The sequence below is a fragment of the Caulobacter sp. ErkDOM-E genome (assembly GCF_048541895.1).
Lineage (GTDB): Bacteria > Pseudomonadota > Alphaproteobacteria > Caulobacterales > Caulobacteraceae > Caulobacter.
This window is the reverse complement of record NZ_CP183331.1, coordinates 3,040,859-3,054,330: the sequence shown is the minus strand read 5'-3', so window position 1 is coordinate 3,054,330 and position 13,472 is coordinate 3,040,859. Positions and strand designations below refer to the sequence as shown.

11 protein-coding genes and 1 pseudogene are annotated in these 13,472 nt (G+C 67.5%); 6 read left to right on the top strand and 6 right to left on the bottom strand.

The window, feature by feature from the left end:
- Window positions 1-86: 86 nt before the first annotated feature.
- On the bottom strand, window positions 87-488 hold the full coding sequence (locus tag ACN2C7_RS15070) for a DUF2177 family protein (protein WP_419317854.1): 402 nt from the start codon (window positions 486-488) through the stop codon (window positions 87-89).
- A complete protein-coding gene (locus tag ACN2C7_RS15065; RefSeq protein WP_419317852.1) occupies window positions 485-1,531 on the bottom strand; it encodes an SAM-dependent methyltransferase in 1,047 nt (348 codons plus the stop codon). The genes ACN2C7_RS15070 and ACN2C7_RS15065 overlap by 4 nt, the downstream gene beginning before the upstream one ends.
- 147 nt (window positions 1,532-1,678) lie before the next feature.
- On the opposite strand from ACN2C7_RS15065, the gene ACN2C7_RS15060 reads away from it, so the two are divergent.
- The gene (locus ACN2C7_RS15060; protein ID WP_419317850.1) at window positions 1,679-3,019 is read left to right on the top strand and encodes an NAD(P)/FAD-dependent oxidoreductase; all 1,341 of its coding nucleotides are present in this window, start codon (window positions 1,679-1,681) and stop codon (window positions 3,017-3,019) included.
- A complete protein-coding gene (locus ACN2C7_RS15055) occupies window positions 3,016-3,798 on the top strand; it encodes a DUF1365 domain-containing protein (protein ID WP_419317848.1) in 783 nt (260 codons plus the stop codon). The genes ACN2C7_RS15060 and ACN2C7_RS15055 overlap by 4 nt, the downstream gene beginning before the upstream one ends.
- 217 nt (window positions 3,799-4,015) lie before the next feature.
- Here ACN2C7_RS15055 and trmFO read toward each other — a convergent pair whose 3' ends face one another.
- Window positions 4,016-5,473 (bottom strand): methylenetetrahydrofolate--tRNA-(uracil(54)-C(5))-methyltransferase (FADH(2)-oxidizing) TrmFO, encoded by a 1,458-nt coding sequence (gene trmFO, locus ACN2C7_RS15050; RefSeq protein ID WP_419317846.1) that lies wholly within the window; start codon window positions 5,471-5,473, stop codon window positions 4,016-4,018.
- 96 nt (window positions 5,474-5,569) lie between these two features.
- Between trmFO and ACN2C7_RS15045 the strand changes: the two genes are divergently transcribed.
- The 3 genes from ACN2C7_RS15045 to ACN2C7_RS15035 all read left to right on the top strand — a co-directional run bounded on the left by ACN2C7_RS15045 (window position 5,570) and on the right by ACN2C7_RS15035 (window position 8,326).
- The gene (locus ACN2C7_RS15045; protein WP_419317845.1) at window positions 5,570-6,520 is read left to right on the top strand and encodes a hypothetical protein; all 951 of its coding nucleotides are present in this window, start codon (window positions 5,570-5,572) and stop codon (window positions 6,518-6,520) included.
- Between the two features lie 132 nt (window positions 6,521-6,652).
- Window positions 6,653-7,450, top strand: coding sequence for a hypothetical protein (locus ACN2C7_RS15040; RefSeq protein ID WP_419317843.1), 798 nt, complete (start codon window positions 6,653-6,655; stop codon window positions 7,448-7,450).
- Window positions 7,451-8,326, top strand: a complete 876-nt coding sequence (locus ACN2C7_RS15035) for a hypothetical protein (RefSeq protein ID WP_419317841.1) — start codon at window positions 7,451-7,453, stop codon at window positions 8,324-8,326.
- Between the two features lie 26 nt (window positions 8,327-8,352).
- Here the strand turns inward: ACN2C7_RS15035 and ACN2C7_RS15030 are convergent.
- A pseudogene (locus ACN2C7_RS15030) lies at window positions 8,353-8,466 on the bottom strand (hypothetical protein); the annotation flags it as partial.
- A 29-nt stretch (window positions 8,467-8,495) separates the two neighbouring features.
- Entirely contained in the window at window positions 8,496-9,110 is a 615-nt protein-coding gene (locus ACN2C7_RS15025; protein ID WP_419317839.1) for a glutathione S-transferase family protein, read from the bottom strand.
- A 177-nt stretch (window positions 9,111-9,287) separates the two neighbouring features.
- On the opposite strand from ACN2C7_RS15025, the gene ACN2C7_RS15020 reads away from it, so the two are divergent.
- The gene (locus ACN2C7_RS15020) at window positions 9,288-10,205 is read left to right on the top strand and encodes a hypothetical protein (RefSeq protein ID WP_419317837.1); all 918 of its coding nucleotides are present in this window, start codon (window positions 9,288-9,290) and stop codon (window positions 10,203-10,205) included.
- 173 nt (window positions 10,206-10,378) lie between these two features.
- On the opposite strand, the gene uvrA is transcribed toward ACN2C7_RS15020, so the two are convergent.
- Window positions 10,379-13,291 (bottom strand): excinuclease ABC subunit UvrA, encoded by a 2,913-nt coding sequence (gene uvrA, locus ACN2C7_RS15015; protein WP_419317835.1) that lies wholly within the window; start codon window positions 13,289-13,291, stop codon window positions 10,379-10,381.
- Window positions 13,292-13,472: the final 181 nt, after the last annotated feature.

Here is a 13,472-nt window from a genome sequence, read left to right as displayed (position 1 = left end):
GTGACATGCTCGCCGACGCGAGGCAATGGTTTGCGTCGCGCCGCAAATCCGCTTCCGGCGGTCGCCGGGAAGCGGATTTGAAGTCCCTACTTCATCGCTCGCATGGCTGCGAAACCCGCGCTGGCCGCGACCGTGGTCAGGAACGTGCCCCAGGCCATGTCGATCACGGTGATCGTGGTCGACCAGACCTTCAGCGTCGCCTGATTGGTCAGGTCGTAGGTGGCGTAGGCGCAGAAGCCGAACACGGCGGCGTTGAACAGCAGGCGCTTCCAGCTGTCCTCGCGGATAGCCGGCAGGACGGCCAGCAGCATGATCGCGGTCAGATAGATCAGGTAGAAGGCCGCTGCCGGGACCATCGCCGGCTGGTCGGCCATCAGCTCGCCGATGCGCGGCCGATAGAGGCGCGGGGCCATCAGGGTCAGCCAGATGATGTCCAGCACCAGCATGGCGCCGCCGGTGGCCAGGTAACCGAAGACATAGCGGATCATGCGGGGCTCGTGGTCTGGAGGACAGGGCGAAGGCGATAGTGGCTGACGCCCCATTCCTCGCCGCCGCGATGGCCAAACAGGCCGGCGGTGGCCAGGAAGAACAGACGCCAGCGACGCCGCCAGACGGCGGCGTCGGATCCATAAACGCTTTCCAGCACAGGATCGATCCTGGCGCGATTGGCGTCGAAATTCTGCAGCCACTGCCGGGCGGTGCGGGCGTAGTGGGCGCCGCTCCAGCGCCAGTCCTGCTCGACGGCGAACAGGTCGGGGAACTGGGCCAGCAGGTCGTGGCTGGGCATGACGCCGCCGGTGAAGAAATACTGGGCGATCCAGTCGGCCGGGTCGTTGACGTCGAAGCGGTAGGGCGTGTTGCGGTGCGTGAACACGTGGATAAACAGCAGGCCGTCGGGCTTGAGCCAGCCGTGCACCCGGCCCAGCAGGGCCTGCCAGTTGGACATGTGCTCGAACATCTCCACCGAGACCACGCGGTCGAAGCGCTGGTCGGTTGAAAAGTCATTCATGTCGGCGGTGATGACGGTCAGGTTGCTCAGGCCGCGGGCGGCGGCGCGGGCCAGGATGAAGGCGCGCTGCGAGGCCGAGTTGGAGACCGAGGTAATCTTCGAGCCAGGGAAGCGCTCGGCCATCCACAGCGACAGCGAACCCCAGCCGCAGCCCAGTTCCAGCACGGCCTGACCGTCCTGCAGATCAGCGTGCAGTTCGGTCTCGCGCAGGGCGGCGGCCTCGCCCTCGGCCAAGGTGGACGCTCCGGCCGGATAGAGGCCGCTGGAATATTTCAGGTTGGGGCCCAGCACGACCTCGAAAAAGGCGGCGGGCAGTTCGTAGTGCTGGGCGTTGGCGGCGTCGGTATGGGCGGCGATCGGGTGCTCGCCCATGGTCCGTGCGAAGCGGGCGCTGGCGTCGGCGGGGGCGCCGGCCAGGCGTCGGCGGGCGTCGCCGACCAGGAACTGGATCGCGGCGCGCGAGACCACGTCCGGCATCGGCGTGTCTTCAAAGGCGTGGATGGCGGCCTTGACCAAGCTCATGCGGGGACCCTGCGCTTTGGACCCTCTGCGGGTCATCCGCGCAAAGCTACGCGCGGGCCCGCAAATGGATGCGCCGCGCGTCCAAAACTGTTCCGGCGCCGTAGCTGGAACTCGAGCGTTATCAAGACCCCTGCAGGAAACGATCATTTGCCCGCGCCGCAGCCGACCCAACGTCTAAACATCGCCGTCATCGGGTCGGGCATCGCCGGCCTGTCGGCCGCCTGGCTGCTGTCCAAGCATCACGACGTCACCCTGTACGAAGCCGACGGCCGACTGGGCGGACACGCCAATACGGTGGCGGTCGAGGGCGTGCCGGTCGACACCGGCTTCATCGTCTATAACGAGCCCAACTATCCCAATCTGGTGGCGCTGTTTAAGCATCTCGGCGTCGAGACCGTCGACAGCGACATGTCGTTCGGTGTCTCGCTGGACAATGGCGCGCTGGAATACAGCAGCAACAACCTGCTGGCCCAGAAGCGCAACGTGCTGAACTTCCGCTTCCTGAAGATGCTGCTGGACGTCACCCGCTTCTACAAGACCGGGACGCGCGACATGCTGGAGCTGGAGAAGGGCGGGCTGTGCCGGCTGGACGACTATCTGCGCCAGCAGGGTTTCGGCAAGGCCTTCGCCGAGGATCACCTGCTGCCCCAGGCCGCGGCCATCTGGTCGGCCTCGATGAAGGACATCCGCGAGTTTCCCGCCGCCGCCCTGCTGCGGTTCTTCGACAATCACGGCCTGATGCTGCCCATCGACAAGCGCCCGATCTGGCGCACCGTGGTCGGCGGCAGCCAGGCCTATGTCTCGCGCCTGGCCGCAGATTTCGAGGGCAAGGTGCTGCTGGGCCGCCCGGTGCGTCATATCCAGCGCGGGCCTGACGGCGTGACCATTGAGGACATCACCGGCGAGGCGCTGCTCTATGATCACGTCGTGATCGGGGCCCATGCCGACCAGGCTTTGCGAATGCTGGACGCCCCGACGCCGGACGAGGTCGAGGTGCTGGGCGCCTTCCGCTACAGCCGCAACCGCACGGTGCTGCACCGCGATCCCGGCCTGATGCCGCGCCGCAAGGCCGCCTGGGCCAGCTGGAACCATGTCGGCCGCCGCGCGGGCGGCGGCGCGGGCGGCGTGACCTACTGGATGAACAGGCTGCAGCCCCTGGACAGCGCCGATCCGTTCTTCCTGTCGCTCAATCCCGAGCGCACGCCCCGCGCCGAGACCGTTCTGCGCGATCAGGTCTATGAGCATCCACTGTTCGATGGCCCGGCCATGCTGGCCCAGCGCCGCCTGTGGTCGCTGCAGGGCCGCGACCGGGTCTGGTTCTGCGGCGCCTATTTCGGCTCGGGCTTCCACGAGGATGGCCTGCAGGCGGGCCTGGCCGTGGCCGAGCAACTGGGCGGCGGACGTCGTCCATGGGTGACGCCCAATCCGTCGAGCCGGATCTTCGTCGATGACCCGGCCGCAGACGACCTGCGCGAGCTGGTGGCGTGACCCAAGCGTCGGCGCTCTATGTCGGCGAGGTCGCGCACCATAGATCGCGGCCACGGCGTCATGGACTGCGCTATCGCGTCTTCATGCTGCTGCTGGATCTCGACGAACTGGAGGCGCTGGACCGGCGGCTGAAATGGTTCTCGCTGGATCGCTTCAACCTGCTGTCCTTCCATTCCGGGGATCATGCGCAAACCCCAGGGCAGGGGGTCAAGGCGATGGTGCAGGCCAGGCTGGACGCCCACGGCATCGACCTGCCGGACGCCAGGATTTCGCTGCTGTGCATGCCGCGCGTTCTGGGCCACGGCTTCAATCCGCTCAGCGTCTATTTCTGCCGTGACGAGACGGGCGAGCTGAAGGCCATCGTCCACGCGGTGCGCAACACCTTTGGCCAGCGTCACGACTATGTGCTGCCGGTGCGGGGCGAGCGCGGCGGCTGGGTGCGGCAGGCCAGCGACAAGATCTTTCACGTCTCGCCCTTCCTGCCGATGGATCTGCGCTACGTCTTCGAAATCGCCCCGCCGGGCGAGGCCGTGCATGTGGGCATCGACGTCTTCGACGAAGAGGGGCTGAAGCTGGCGGCCAGTTTCGACGGCAGGCGCGTCGAGCTGACCGACAAGGCCCTGGGCCGGGTCCTGATGGGCCATCCGCTGCAGGTGGTCGGCGTTATGGCGGGCATACACTGGGAAGCGCTGAAGATGGTTCTCAAGGGCTTTGGCCTGTTCGGCTCGCCCTCGCCGTCGGGCCTTTCCAGCCGGCAAGAAAACGGCGGCGCGGGCTAAACCCGCGCCGCCGAAAGCTTTGATCCTCGCAGAGGACGAATGCCTAGCAGGTCATCCGGAAGCCGACGAAGACCTGGCGGCCCGCCGGGGTCATACCAAGCGCCGCTGAGCTCGACGCCTCGCGCTCTATATCCCGTCGCCCCGGGAACAAGTCCCGGGGTGACGGCGTTTTTTCGGATTTGGACCCTCTGAGGTCAGGATCAACGGCCGCCGGGGGTCAGGCCTTGAGCCACGCCTCGAGGTCGGCCAGGGCGCGCAGGCTCATCAGCCGCTTCTTGGCCCGGCCGCGCTCCTTCAGCGGGATCTTGACGCCGTCCTCGCCGGTCTTGGGCGCTTCCATCGGCGGCAGCAGGCCGTAATTGATGTTCATCGGCTGGAAGCTGGTCTTGCCGGCTTCCACGTCGGCCGCGATGTGGCCGCCGGTGACGTGATCGACCAGGGCGCCCAGGGCGGTGGTGGCGGGCGGGGCCTCCAGCGTCCGGCCCAGTCGTTCGGCGGCGGCGAAGCGGCCGGCCAGCAGGCCGGTGGCGGCGCTCTCGACATAGCCTTCGACGCCGGTCATCTGGCCGGCAAAGCGCAGGCGCGGCTCGACCTTCATCCGCAGGGACCGGTCCAGCAGGCGCGGGCTGTTGATGAAGGTGTTGCGGTGCAGCCCGCCCAGTCGGGCGAACTGGGCGTCCTTCAGCCCCGGGATCATCCGGAACACCTCGGCCTGGGCGCCGTGCTTCAGCTTGGTCTGGAAGCCGACCATGTTCCACAGGGTGCCCAGGGCATTGTCCTGGCGCAGTTGGACGATGGCGTAGGACTTGACCAGCGGATCGCGCGGATTGGTCAGGCCGACCGGCTTCATCGGGCCGTGGCGCAGGGTCTCGCGGCCGCGCTCGGCCATCACCTCGATAGGCAGGCAGCCGTCGAAATAGGGGACGTGCTCCCACTCCTTGAACTCGGCCTTGGGGCCGTCGAGCAGGGCGTCGATGAAGGCCTCATATTCCTGCTTGTTCATGGGCAGGTTGATATAGGCCGCCGCGTCGCCGCCGGGGCCTTCCTTGTCGTAGCGCGACTGGCGCCAGGCGAGGTCCATATCGATCGACTCGAGGTGGATGATCGGAGCGATGGCGTCGAAGAAGCTCAGCTGGCCCTCGCCCGACAGCTCCAGGATCGCGTCGGCCAGGGCGGGCGAGGTGAGGGGGCCGGTGGCCACCACGACGCTGTCCCAGTCTGCCGGAGGCAGGCCGGCGATTTCCTCGCGCTGGATGGTCACCAGCGGATGGGCCTCCAGACGGCGGGTGACCTCGGCCGAGAAGCCGTCGCGGTCGACGGCCAGGGCGCCGCCGGCGGGCACCTGATGCTGGTCGGCGGCTGACAGGATCAGCGAGTCCATCCGGCGCATCTCGGCGTGCAGCAGGCCCACGGCATTGAACTGCCAGTCGTCGGAGCGGAACGAGTTAGAACAGACCATCTCGGCCAGGCCGTCGGTGTGGTGCGCCTCGGTGCGGATTTTTTTTGTTTGCCCTATCGCTTCGCTGCTTGAGGGCGCGCCCGAGGGGAGGTCGCGTCGCATCTCGTGCAGCACGACGGGCACGCCGGCGCTGGCGATCTGCCAGGCGGCTTCGGAACCGGCGAGGCCGCCGCCGATGACGTGGATGGGGGCGATGGAGGAAGTCTGAGTGCTCATGCGCGCCCTCATACCCCCGGCTGTCGCCGAACGAAACCTGAGTGTAGGCTCACGGAAGGTCGGCGCGTTTAGCGCGGGCGGACGCAGGGGAAGCAGATGGCCAAGATCTCGGTAGCGGGTTCGGCGTTCGCGGGCTTTGGCGTCATCGCGCGCCATCCGGGAGCGGTGGTGACCTGGGGCGTTGTGATGCTGGTCCTGTCGCTGGCGCCGCTGCTGGCGCTGATCCCGCTGATGGGGCCAGAGATCCTCAAGACCCTTGCGGCCATGATGCCGCCCAAGGACGGGCCGATCGACCAGGAGGCCATGCGCCAGATGATGCAACTGCAGTCGGGCCTGATGCTGCTGCAGATCGGCGGCTGGCTGTGGAGCACCTTCATCAAGGCCCTGATCTGCTCGGCGGTGTTCCGTGCCGTGCTGCAGCCTGACCAGTCGCGCGGCGCCTTCCTGCGGCTGGGCGCGCAGGAACTGTGGCTGACCCTGCTGTTCCTGGTGGTCAGCGTGCTGGCCTATATCGTCGCGGTGATTGCCGCCCTCGGCGTGGTGCTGCCGGCGTTCATCGTCGGTCTGGCCAGCGGAGCACAGGGGCAGGGCGCGACGGCGGGTATTCTCACGGCGGTCGGGCTTGGCCTGGTCGCGGTGGGGGTGCTGGTGTGGCTGGGCCTGCGCCTGTCCATGGCCGCGCCCATGACCTTCGCCGACGGTCAGTTTCGGCTGTTCGAGTCGTGGTCGCTGACGCGCGGTTCGGCCTGGCGGCTGCTGGGCGTGGCGCTGCTGAGCCTGCTGATGGTGTTCATCCTTGAGCTGATTGTGGCCGGCGTGGTGCTGGGCGCGATGTTCGCGGCGGGCGGGCCGCCGGTCTGGCTCACTGATCCTGAAGCCGTGCAGGCGTTCCTGGCCCAGCCGCCGCTCGATCTGCTGCGCCGCGTCTGGCCGTGGCTGGCTGTGGTGGGTCTGGTCGGGACCCTGATCGGGTCCTGTCTGGTCGCCCTGTTCTGCGCGCCGTGGGCGGCCGCCTACAGGGATCTGAGCCTGCAGCGGGACGCTTAACGCGGCGCGGGCGCCACGTCCGGCGGAAATCCGTCCGAGCGTCACCGCGACGCGTCGCAACCCGGCGCGGCGCGTCGTAAACAGGCTGCTCCGCGCGACTCAGGCCGGGCAGTTTGACAGGGGCGTGCGATGATGGATCGATCGGTCGCGATCGGGGCGACCGTTCGGGCGGGGGTGGCGGGCCTGGGTCCGTCGGTTCGCGCCTGCTGGGCCGCTCTGCTGACCGCCGTCGTGATCAGTGTTCTGACCCGCGTCCTGCCGCCGTCCGTCAGCGGCCTGGCGCTGCTGGCCGAGATCATCGCCATAGCCCTGGCCCTCGGGGCGCTCTATCGCCACGCCTTTGGCAAGTCCGTCGGTCTGGCCGGTCTGCGCTGGGGCCTGGATGAGTGGCGATTGCTGGGCGTTCAGCTGCTGATCGCGGCCTTCCTGTTGGTGGTGACGGCGGTGCTGATCCTGGTGGTCGGAGCCATCGCCCTGGGCGTGGCGCGGGCCAATGCGCCGGGCTTTGACGCCACCTCGTCCCAGGCCTGGCGCGACGCCCTGGCCGGCTCGGGACCCGGAACCATCGTGGCCGGCGCCGCGCCGCTGCTGGGCCTGGCCCTGCTGCTCTGGCTGGCTGTGCGCCTGTCCCTGGCGGCGGCGGCCTCGGTGGACCAGTCGGGGGTGCGGGTGCTGAGCGCCTTTCCGCTGACGCGCGGCGTCGCCCTGCAGGTGCTGGTCGCCGGCGCTCTGCTGGCGGCGCCGGTCGCGGCCCTGCTGGCGGCTTTCAACCTGGTCGGACGCTGGGCCGGTCCAGGCTTTGACGGCGTGCTGGCGGCGCTGGGCGCGGTCTTTGGCTATGTCTATCTGGCGCCGGTCTGGACCGGCGCGCTCGTTCACGTCTATCGATGCCGCCATGCGCCGGCCGTGTCGCCTTCGCGGGATGTCTAGATGACCTTGCTTTCGCCCGTTGACGCCGCCCTCGAAGGGTTGAGGATCATGCGCCGGCATCCCGTCGTGGTGCTGGCTTGGGCCGGGTTCTCGCTGGTGACGCTTCCGCTGCTGGGCCTGCTGGTCAAGATGGTGCTGGGCGAGCAGGACCGCGCCGATCTGGCGCTGCGCTCGTCGTCGGCCGACCCGCGCGAGATCCTCGACATCGTCTCTCGCCTGGGCGGGGTGATGGTGCTGCTGATCATGCTGGCCCTGGTGCTGGGCGCGATCCTGTCGGCGGCCATCATGCGCGCCGTGCTGCACCCCGAGCAGCGGCGCTGGGCCTATCTGCGGGTCGGCCGCGAGGACCTTCGCCTGCTGGTCGTGTCGCTGATCCACTGGGCGGCCACCCTGATGGTGATGGTGATCCCCGGCGGCGTCGTGGCCCTGGGAACGGCGTTGCTGGGGGGCACGCCCGTCGCCGGCTGGTTCGGCTTCCTGGGCGCCCTGACCGTGATCGGCCTGTCGACCTGGGTGGCGGTGCGGCTGTCGCTGCTGGCGCCCCACGCCTTCATGGTCGGCCACATTGATCCGCGCGCCGCCTGGCTGCTGACCCACGGCCAGTTCTGGCGACTGCTGGCCATGCTGGTCATCGTCATCGTGCTGTGCGTGATCGTCTCGATCCTGGGCGCCACGGTGTCCAGCATCGTCGGCGCGGTGCTCGCCGGGGGTCTGGAAGACCCCATCGCCGGCGGCCCGGCGGCCAGCCACCCGCGCCTGATCCTGGCCCTGTTGGCCAATCTGCTGCTGGCCCCGGTGTTCCTGACCCTGCAGGCGGTGATCGTCACCTCGGCCCCCGCCGCCGCCCTGCGGCAGCTGACGGCGGGCGAGGCGTAAAGTCAGCCTAAAGTCGATTTGAAGTCCTATTTCTTGTCATCCCGGAAGCCTCGCAGAGGCTGTCCGGGACCTAGGGGGCGACGCATCGCGGTTGCCCCTGGGTCCCGGCTCTCCGCTTCGCTGCGGCCGGGATGACAAGCCTATTTTGAGCTTGAACTTGGAGTTAGGCTTAGGCCGCCGCGCTGGGCCGCGATCCCACGCGCTCGCGCCACGCGGCCAGATGCGGCGTCTCCTCCGGCGCCTCCAGGCCGATGAAGCTGGCGAAGTCGATCGTGGTCTGGGCCACGATGTCGGCGATGGAATAGGTCTCGCCGGCGATGAAGGCGCGGCCGTCGGCCAGTTCGCGATCCAGCCACTTCATGGCCCTGGCCACGGTCTCGCGGTTGGATTCGCCGAACTCGACGTTCTGCGTGAGCAGGGCGGCGGTCAGCGGATGGGCGTGGCGCCAGAACATGCCGACCGGGATCAGCAGCTGGAACTCGATCCGCCGCACCCACATGTCGATCTGGGCCTGTTCCAGAGCCGTGGCGCCGAACATCGGCGGATCTGGATGCAGGGCCTCCAGATAGCGGCAGATCGCGACGCTCTCGCTGATCATCGTCCCGTCGTCTAGTTCGAGCGTCGGGACCTGACCCAGGCTGTTGCGGGCCTTGTGCTCGGGCGACTTGTGACCGCCCTGGCGCATGCCGATGCGGATTTCCGGCAGGTCGACGCCCTTCTCGGCCAGGAAGATGCGGACCCGGCGCGGATTGGGCGCGGGGTTGGCTTCGCCATAGAGCTTCATCGTCGATCCTCCCGGATTGGCGACGCTGACGGCCGCTTTCAAACAGATGTTAGAGTTGGCGAGGCGCGGCGGGCAAGCTGCATTCGCGCTCAGGTCGATTTCGGCGTCCACGCCCTGTCGAAACGCCGCAAACCTTGTTACGCGTAGCGCCTGTCTCGTTCCGTCCCCGAGGGCCGCATGTCCAAGTTCTCCGCCTCCGACGCCGCCTTCGTCGGCTTCCGGCTCGTGCGGGAGCATCCTCGGACCATTGCGCTGTGGGCGGCGCTGATGACGGTGCTGTCGTTGCTGACCAGCACCCTGACCATCAAGGTCGCCGGTCCGCAGCTGAACGCCTTCATGGCGCTCAGCGCCGACAACAACGCCTCGCCCGAGGAGATGTTGGCGATCATGGGCGGCCTGGCGCCGCTGATGGGCGTGTCGCTGGTCTACAGCCTGGCGCTCTATTCGGTGATGCTGGCGGCGGTAAACCGCATGGTCCTGCAACCGGGCGACAGCCGCTCGGCCTATCTGCGCTTCGGCGCGGATGAGTTGCGGCAGGCCGGGGCGCTGATCCTGGTGAATCTGATCATTCTGGCGGTCTATGTCACGGCCATCCTGCTGTCGGCCATCCTGGTGGGGATCGGCGTGGCGGCGGGGGGCGGCGCGATCGCGGCGCTGACGGGCCTGATCGGCTTTGTCGGCGTGGCCTGCCTGATGATCTATTTCGCCGTGCGGCTGTCCTTCGCCTCGACCATGACCTTTGACACCGGCCGCATCGCCATCCGGGCCTCGTGGGCCATGACCAAGGGGCATGTCGGCGCGATGCTGGGGGCCTATGTGCTGGCGGTGGTGATGGCGGTCATCGTCTATCTGCTGATCATGACCATCGTGGCCGCCGTGGGCGTGATCGCCTCGGGGGGCATCGGCGGCCTTGGCGGCCTGTTCGAACCGGACATGAGCTCGCTGGAGACCTTCTTCACGCCGATCGGTTTGGCGCGGGCGGTGTTTGCGGGCGTGATCTCGGTGCTGACCTCGCTGATCATCTTCTCGCCGGCCCCGGAGATCTACCGGATCCTCAAGGCGGGTGGGGCGGAGCCGGTGGCTCCGAGCACCTAACCTTTCCGCTCTCCCCGGCGAAAGCCGGGGCCCAGGTCGAACCCAGAGGCCTGATTGATCGGGGCTCTGCGGTAGGGCGCATCATCCCCAAACGCTCAGGCTGAATCTGGGCCCCGGCCTTCGCCGGGGAGAGCGGGCTTTTGGTGATCGCTCCAGAGAAGCGATCACCAGGATCAGGCGCTTTTCTTGCTCTTCTTCAGCTCAGCCACCCGCACCTTGCGACGCACCTCATGGCGGTCCAGCACGTCCTTCAAATAGCGCCCGGTCCATGAGGCCTCGACCTTGGCCACGTCCTGGGGCGAGCCCACGGCGACGATCTCGCCGCCGCCGTCGCCGCCTTCGGGACCGAAGTCCAGCAGCCAGTCGGCGGTCTTCACCACATCCAGGTTATGCTCGATGACGACCACGGTGTTGCCCTGGTCGACCAGCTCATGCAGCACTTCCAGCAACTTCTTGGTGTCTTCGAAGTGCAGGCCGGTGGTCGGCTCGTCGAGGATGTAGAGCGTGCGGCCGGTGGCGCGCTTGGACAGCTCCTTGGACAGCTTGACCCGCTGGGCTTCACCCCCGGACAGCGTCGTCGCCGACTGGCCGACCTTGATATAGGTCAGGCCCACGCGCTTGAGCGTTTCCATCTTGTCGCGGATCGGCGGCACGGCCTTGAAGAAGTCGGCGGACTCCTCGACGGTCATGTCCAGGATGTCAGCGATGGTCTTGCCCTTGAACAGGATGTCGAGGGTCTCGCGGTTGTAGCGCTTGCCCTTGCAGACGTCGCAGGTGACGTAGACGTCGGGCAGGAAGTGCATCTCGATCTTGATCAGGCCGTCGCCCTGGCAGGCCTCGCAGCGCCCGCCCTTGACGTTGAAGCTGAAGCGGCCGGGGCCATAGCCGCGCGCCTTGCTTTCCGGCAGCTGGGCGAACCAGTCGCGGATCGGGCCAAAGGCGCCGGTATAGGTGGCCGGGTTCGAGCGCGGAGTGCGGCCGATGGGCGACTGGTCGATGTCGATGACCTTGTCGAAATTCTCCAGCCCCTCGATCCGCTCGTGCTGGGCCGGGGCCTCCGACGCATTGTTCAGGCGACGGGCGGCGGCCTTGTAGAGGGTCTCGATCGTGAAGGTCGACTTGCCGCCGCCGGAAACGCCGGTGATGCAGGTGAAGGTGCCGACCGGGATTTCGCCCGTCACGCCCTTGAGGTTGTTGCCGGTGGCGCCGATGACGCGCAGCATCTTCTTCCTGTTGATCGGCCGGCGCTCTTGCGGAACCTCGATCTCGCGGGCGCCGGTCAGATATTGGCCGGTGATGCTGTTGGGATTGGCCATGATGTCGGCCGGCTTGCCCTCGGCGACGATCTCGCCGCCGTGCACGCCCGCGGCCGGACCCATGTCGATCACATAGTCGGCGGTGAGGATGGCCTCCTCGTCATGCTCGACGACCAGCACCGAATTGCCCAGATCGCGCAGGCCCTGCAGCGACTGCAGCAACCGGGTGTTGTCGCGCTGGTGCAGGCCGATCGACGGTTCGTCCAGCACGTAGAGCACGCCGGTCAGGCCCGAGCCGATCTGGCTGGCCAGACGGATGCGCTGGCTCTCGCCGCCCGACAGGGTGCCCGAGCCGCGTGACAGGTTCAGATAGTCCAGCCCGACATCGACCAGGAACCGCAGGCGATCATTGATCTCCTTCAGGATCCGCCGGGCGATCTCCATCTGCTTGTCGCTGAACTGGGCCTCCAGGCCGGCGAACCAGTCCTTGGCCGGACGGATGGCCAGCATCGAGACGGCCGCGATATCCATGCCGGCGATCTTCACCGCCAGGGCTTCCGGCTTCAGGCGCTTGCCGTGGCAGACCTCGCAGGGGGTGTCGGACTGGTAACGGCCCAGTTCCTCGCGCACCCAGGCGCTGTCGGTCTCGCGCCAGCGGCGTTCGAGGTTGGGCATCACCCCCTCGAAGGGCTTCTCGACCTCGTATTTGCGGGCGTTGTCGTCATAGATGAACTTGATCTTCGTGCCGCCCGAACCTTGCAGCACCACGTCGCGGGCGCTCTGGGCCAGCTTGTGCCAGGGCTCGTCCATCGAGAAGCCGTAGTGGCGGGCCAGGGCCTGCAGGGTCTGGGTGTAGAGCGGCGAGGGGCCCTTGGCCCAGGGCGCGATGGCGCCCTGGTGCAGGGCCTTGTCCTTGTCGGGCACCACCCGGTCGGCGTCGAAGGCCAGCTTGGCGCCCAGGCCGTCGCAGGCCGGGCAGGCGCCCGCCGGATTGTTGAACGAGAACAGGCGCGGCTCGATCTCGGCGATCGTGAAGCCGCTGACCGGACAGGCGAAGCGTTCCGAGAACAGCAGCCGCTTGGGCTCTTTCTCGCCCTCGTCGATCGTGGCCCATTCGGCCACGGCCAGACCGTCGGCCAGGCGCAGGGCCTGCTCGATGGAGTCGGCCAGGCGCTGTTCCATGTCGGGCTTGGTGACGATGCGGTCCACGACCACGTCGATGTCGTGCTTGAACTTCTTGTCGAGGGCCGGGGCGTCCTCGATCGGATAATATTCGCCGTCGATCTTCAGCCGCTGGAAGCCGGCCTTCTGCCACTCGGCGATCTCCTTCTTGTACTCGCCCTTGCGGTCGCGAACGACCGGGGCCAGCAGATAGAGACGCGTGCCCTCGGGCAGGACGGTGATCTTGTCGACCATCTGGCTGATGGTCTGGCTTTCGATCGGCAGGCCGGTGGCGGGCGAGTAGGGCGTGCCGACCCGCGCCCACAGCAGGCGCATATAGTCGTGGATCTCGGTGACCGTGCCGACGGTCGAGCGTGGATTGCGCGAGGTGGTCTTCTGCTCGATCGAAATGGCCGGCGACAGACCCTCGATCAGGTCGACGTCCGGCTTGCTCATCAGTTCCAGGAACTGGCGGGCATAGGCCGACAGGCTCTCGACATAGCGCCGCTGGCCCTCGGCATAGATGGTGTCGAACGCCAGCGAGCTCTTGCCCGAACCCGACAGGCCGGTCAGCACCACCAGCTCGCCGCGCGGGATGTCGACGCTGACGTTCTTGAGATTATGCTCGCGGGCGCCGCGCACGCGGATGAAGTTCAGTTGTTCGGCCATGTTTTCCGGAACGCAGAGAGCCGCCAGGAGGGTGCAGCGCGGCGGCTATATGTAGGGCTCGATCCGGGAATTAACACAAGAACAAGATGCGAACAAACGTCGCGCTTCGCAAGCTGCGCCGCCTGCTGACAGTAGGTGTCAGCAGGGTGTCACGGCGCGGGGTTTGGTTTCCGGCGCTTAA

Bases quoted from the DNA above. Each gene is read 5' to 3' on its own strand.
- ACN2C7_RS15020 (WP_419317837.1), top strand. From the start codon at position 9,288: ATGTCCAAGTTCTCCGCCTCCGACGCCGCCTTCGTCGGCTTCCGGCTC.
- ACN2C7_RS15040 (WP_419317843.1), top strand. From the start codon at position 6,653: ATGGATCGATCGGTCGCGATCGGGGCGACCGTTCGGGCGGGGGTGGCG.
- ACN2C7_RS15070 (WP_419317854.1), bottom strand. From the start codon at position 488: ATGATCCGCTATGTCTTCGGTTACCTGGCCACCGGCGGCGCCATGCTG.
- ACN2C7_RS15035 (WP_419317841.1), top strand. From the start codon at position 7,451: ATGACCTTGCTTTCGCCCGTTGACGCCGCCCTCGAAGGGTTGAGGATC.
- trmFO (WP_419317846.1), bottom strand. From the start codon at position 5,473: ATGAGCACTCAGACTTCCTCCATCGCCCCCATCCACGTCATCGGCGGC.
- uvrA (WP_419317835.1), bottom strand. From the start codon at position 13,291: ATGGCCGAACAACTGAACTTCATCCGCGTGCGCGGCGCCCGCGAGCAT.
- ACN2C7_RS15025 (WP_419317839.1), bottom strand. From the start codon at position 9,110: ATGAAGCTCTATGGCGAAGCCAACCCCGCGCCCAATCCGCGCCGGGTC.
- ACN2C7_RS15045 (WP_419317845.1), top strand. From the start codon at position 5,570: ATGGCCAAGATCTCGGTAGCGGGTTCGGCGTTCGCGGGCTTTGGCGTC.
- ACN2C7_RS15065 (WP_419317852.1), bottom strand. From the start codon at position 1,531: ATGAGCTTGGTCAAGGCCGCCATCCACGCCTTTGAAGACACGCCGATG.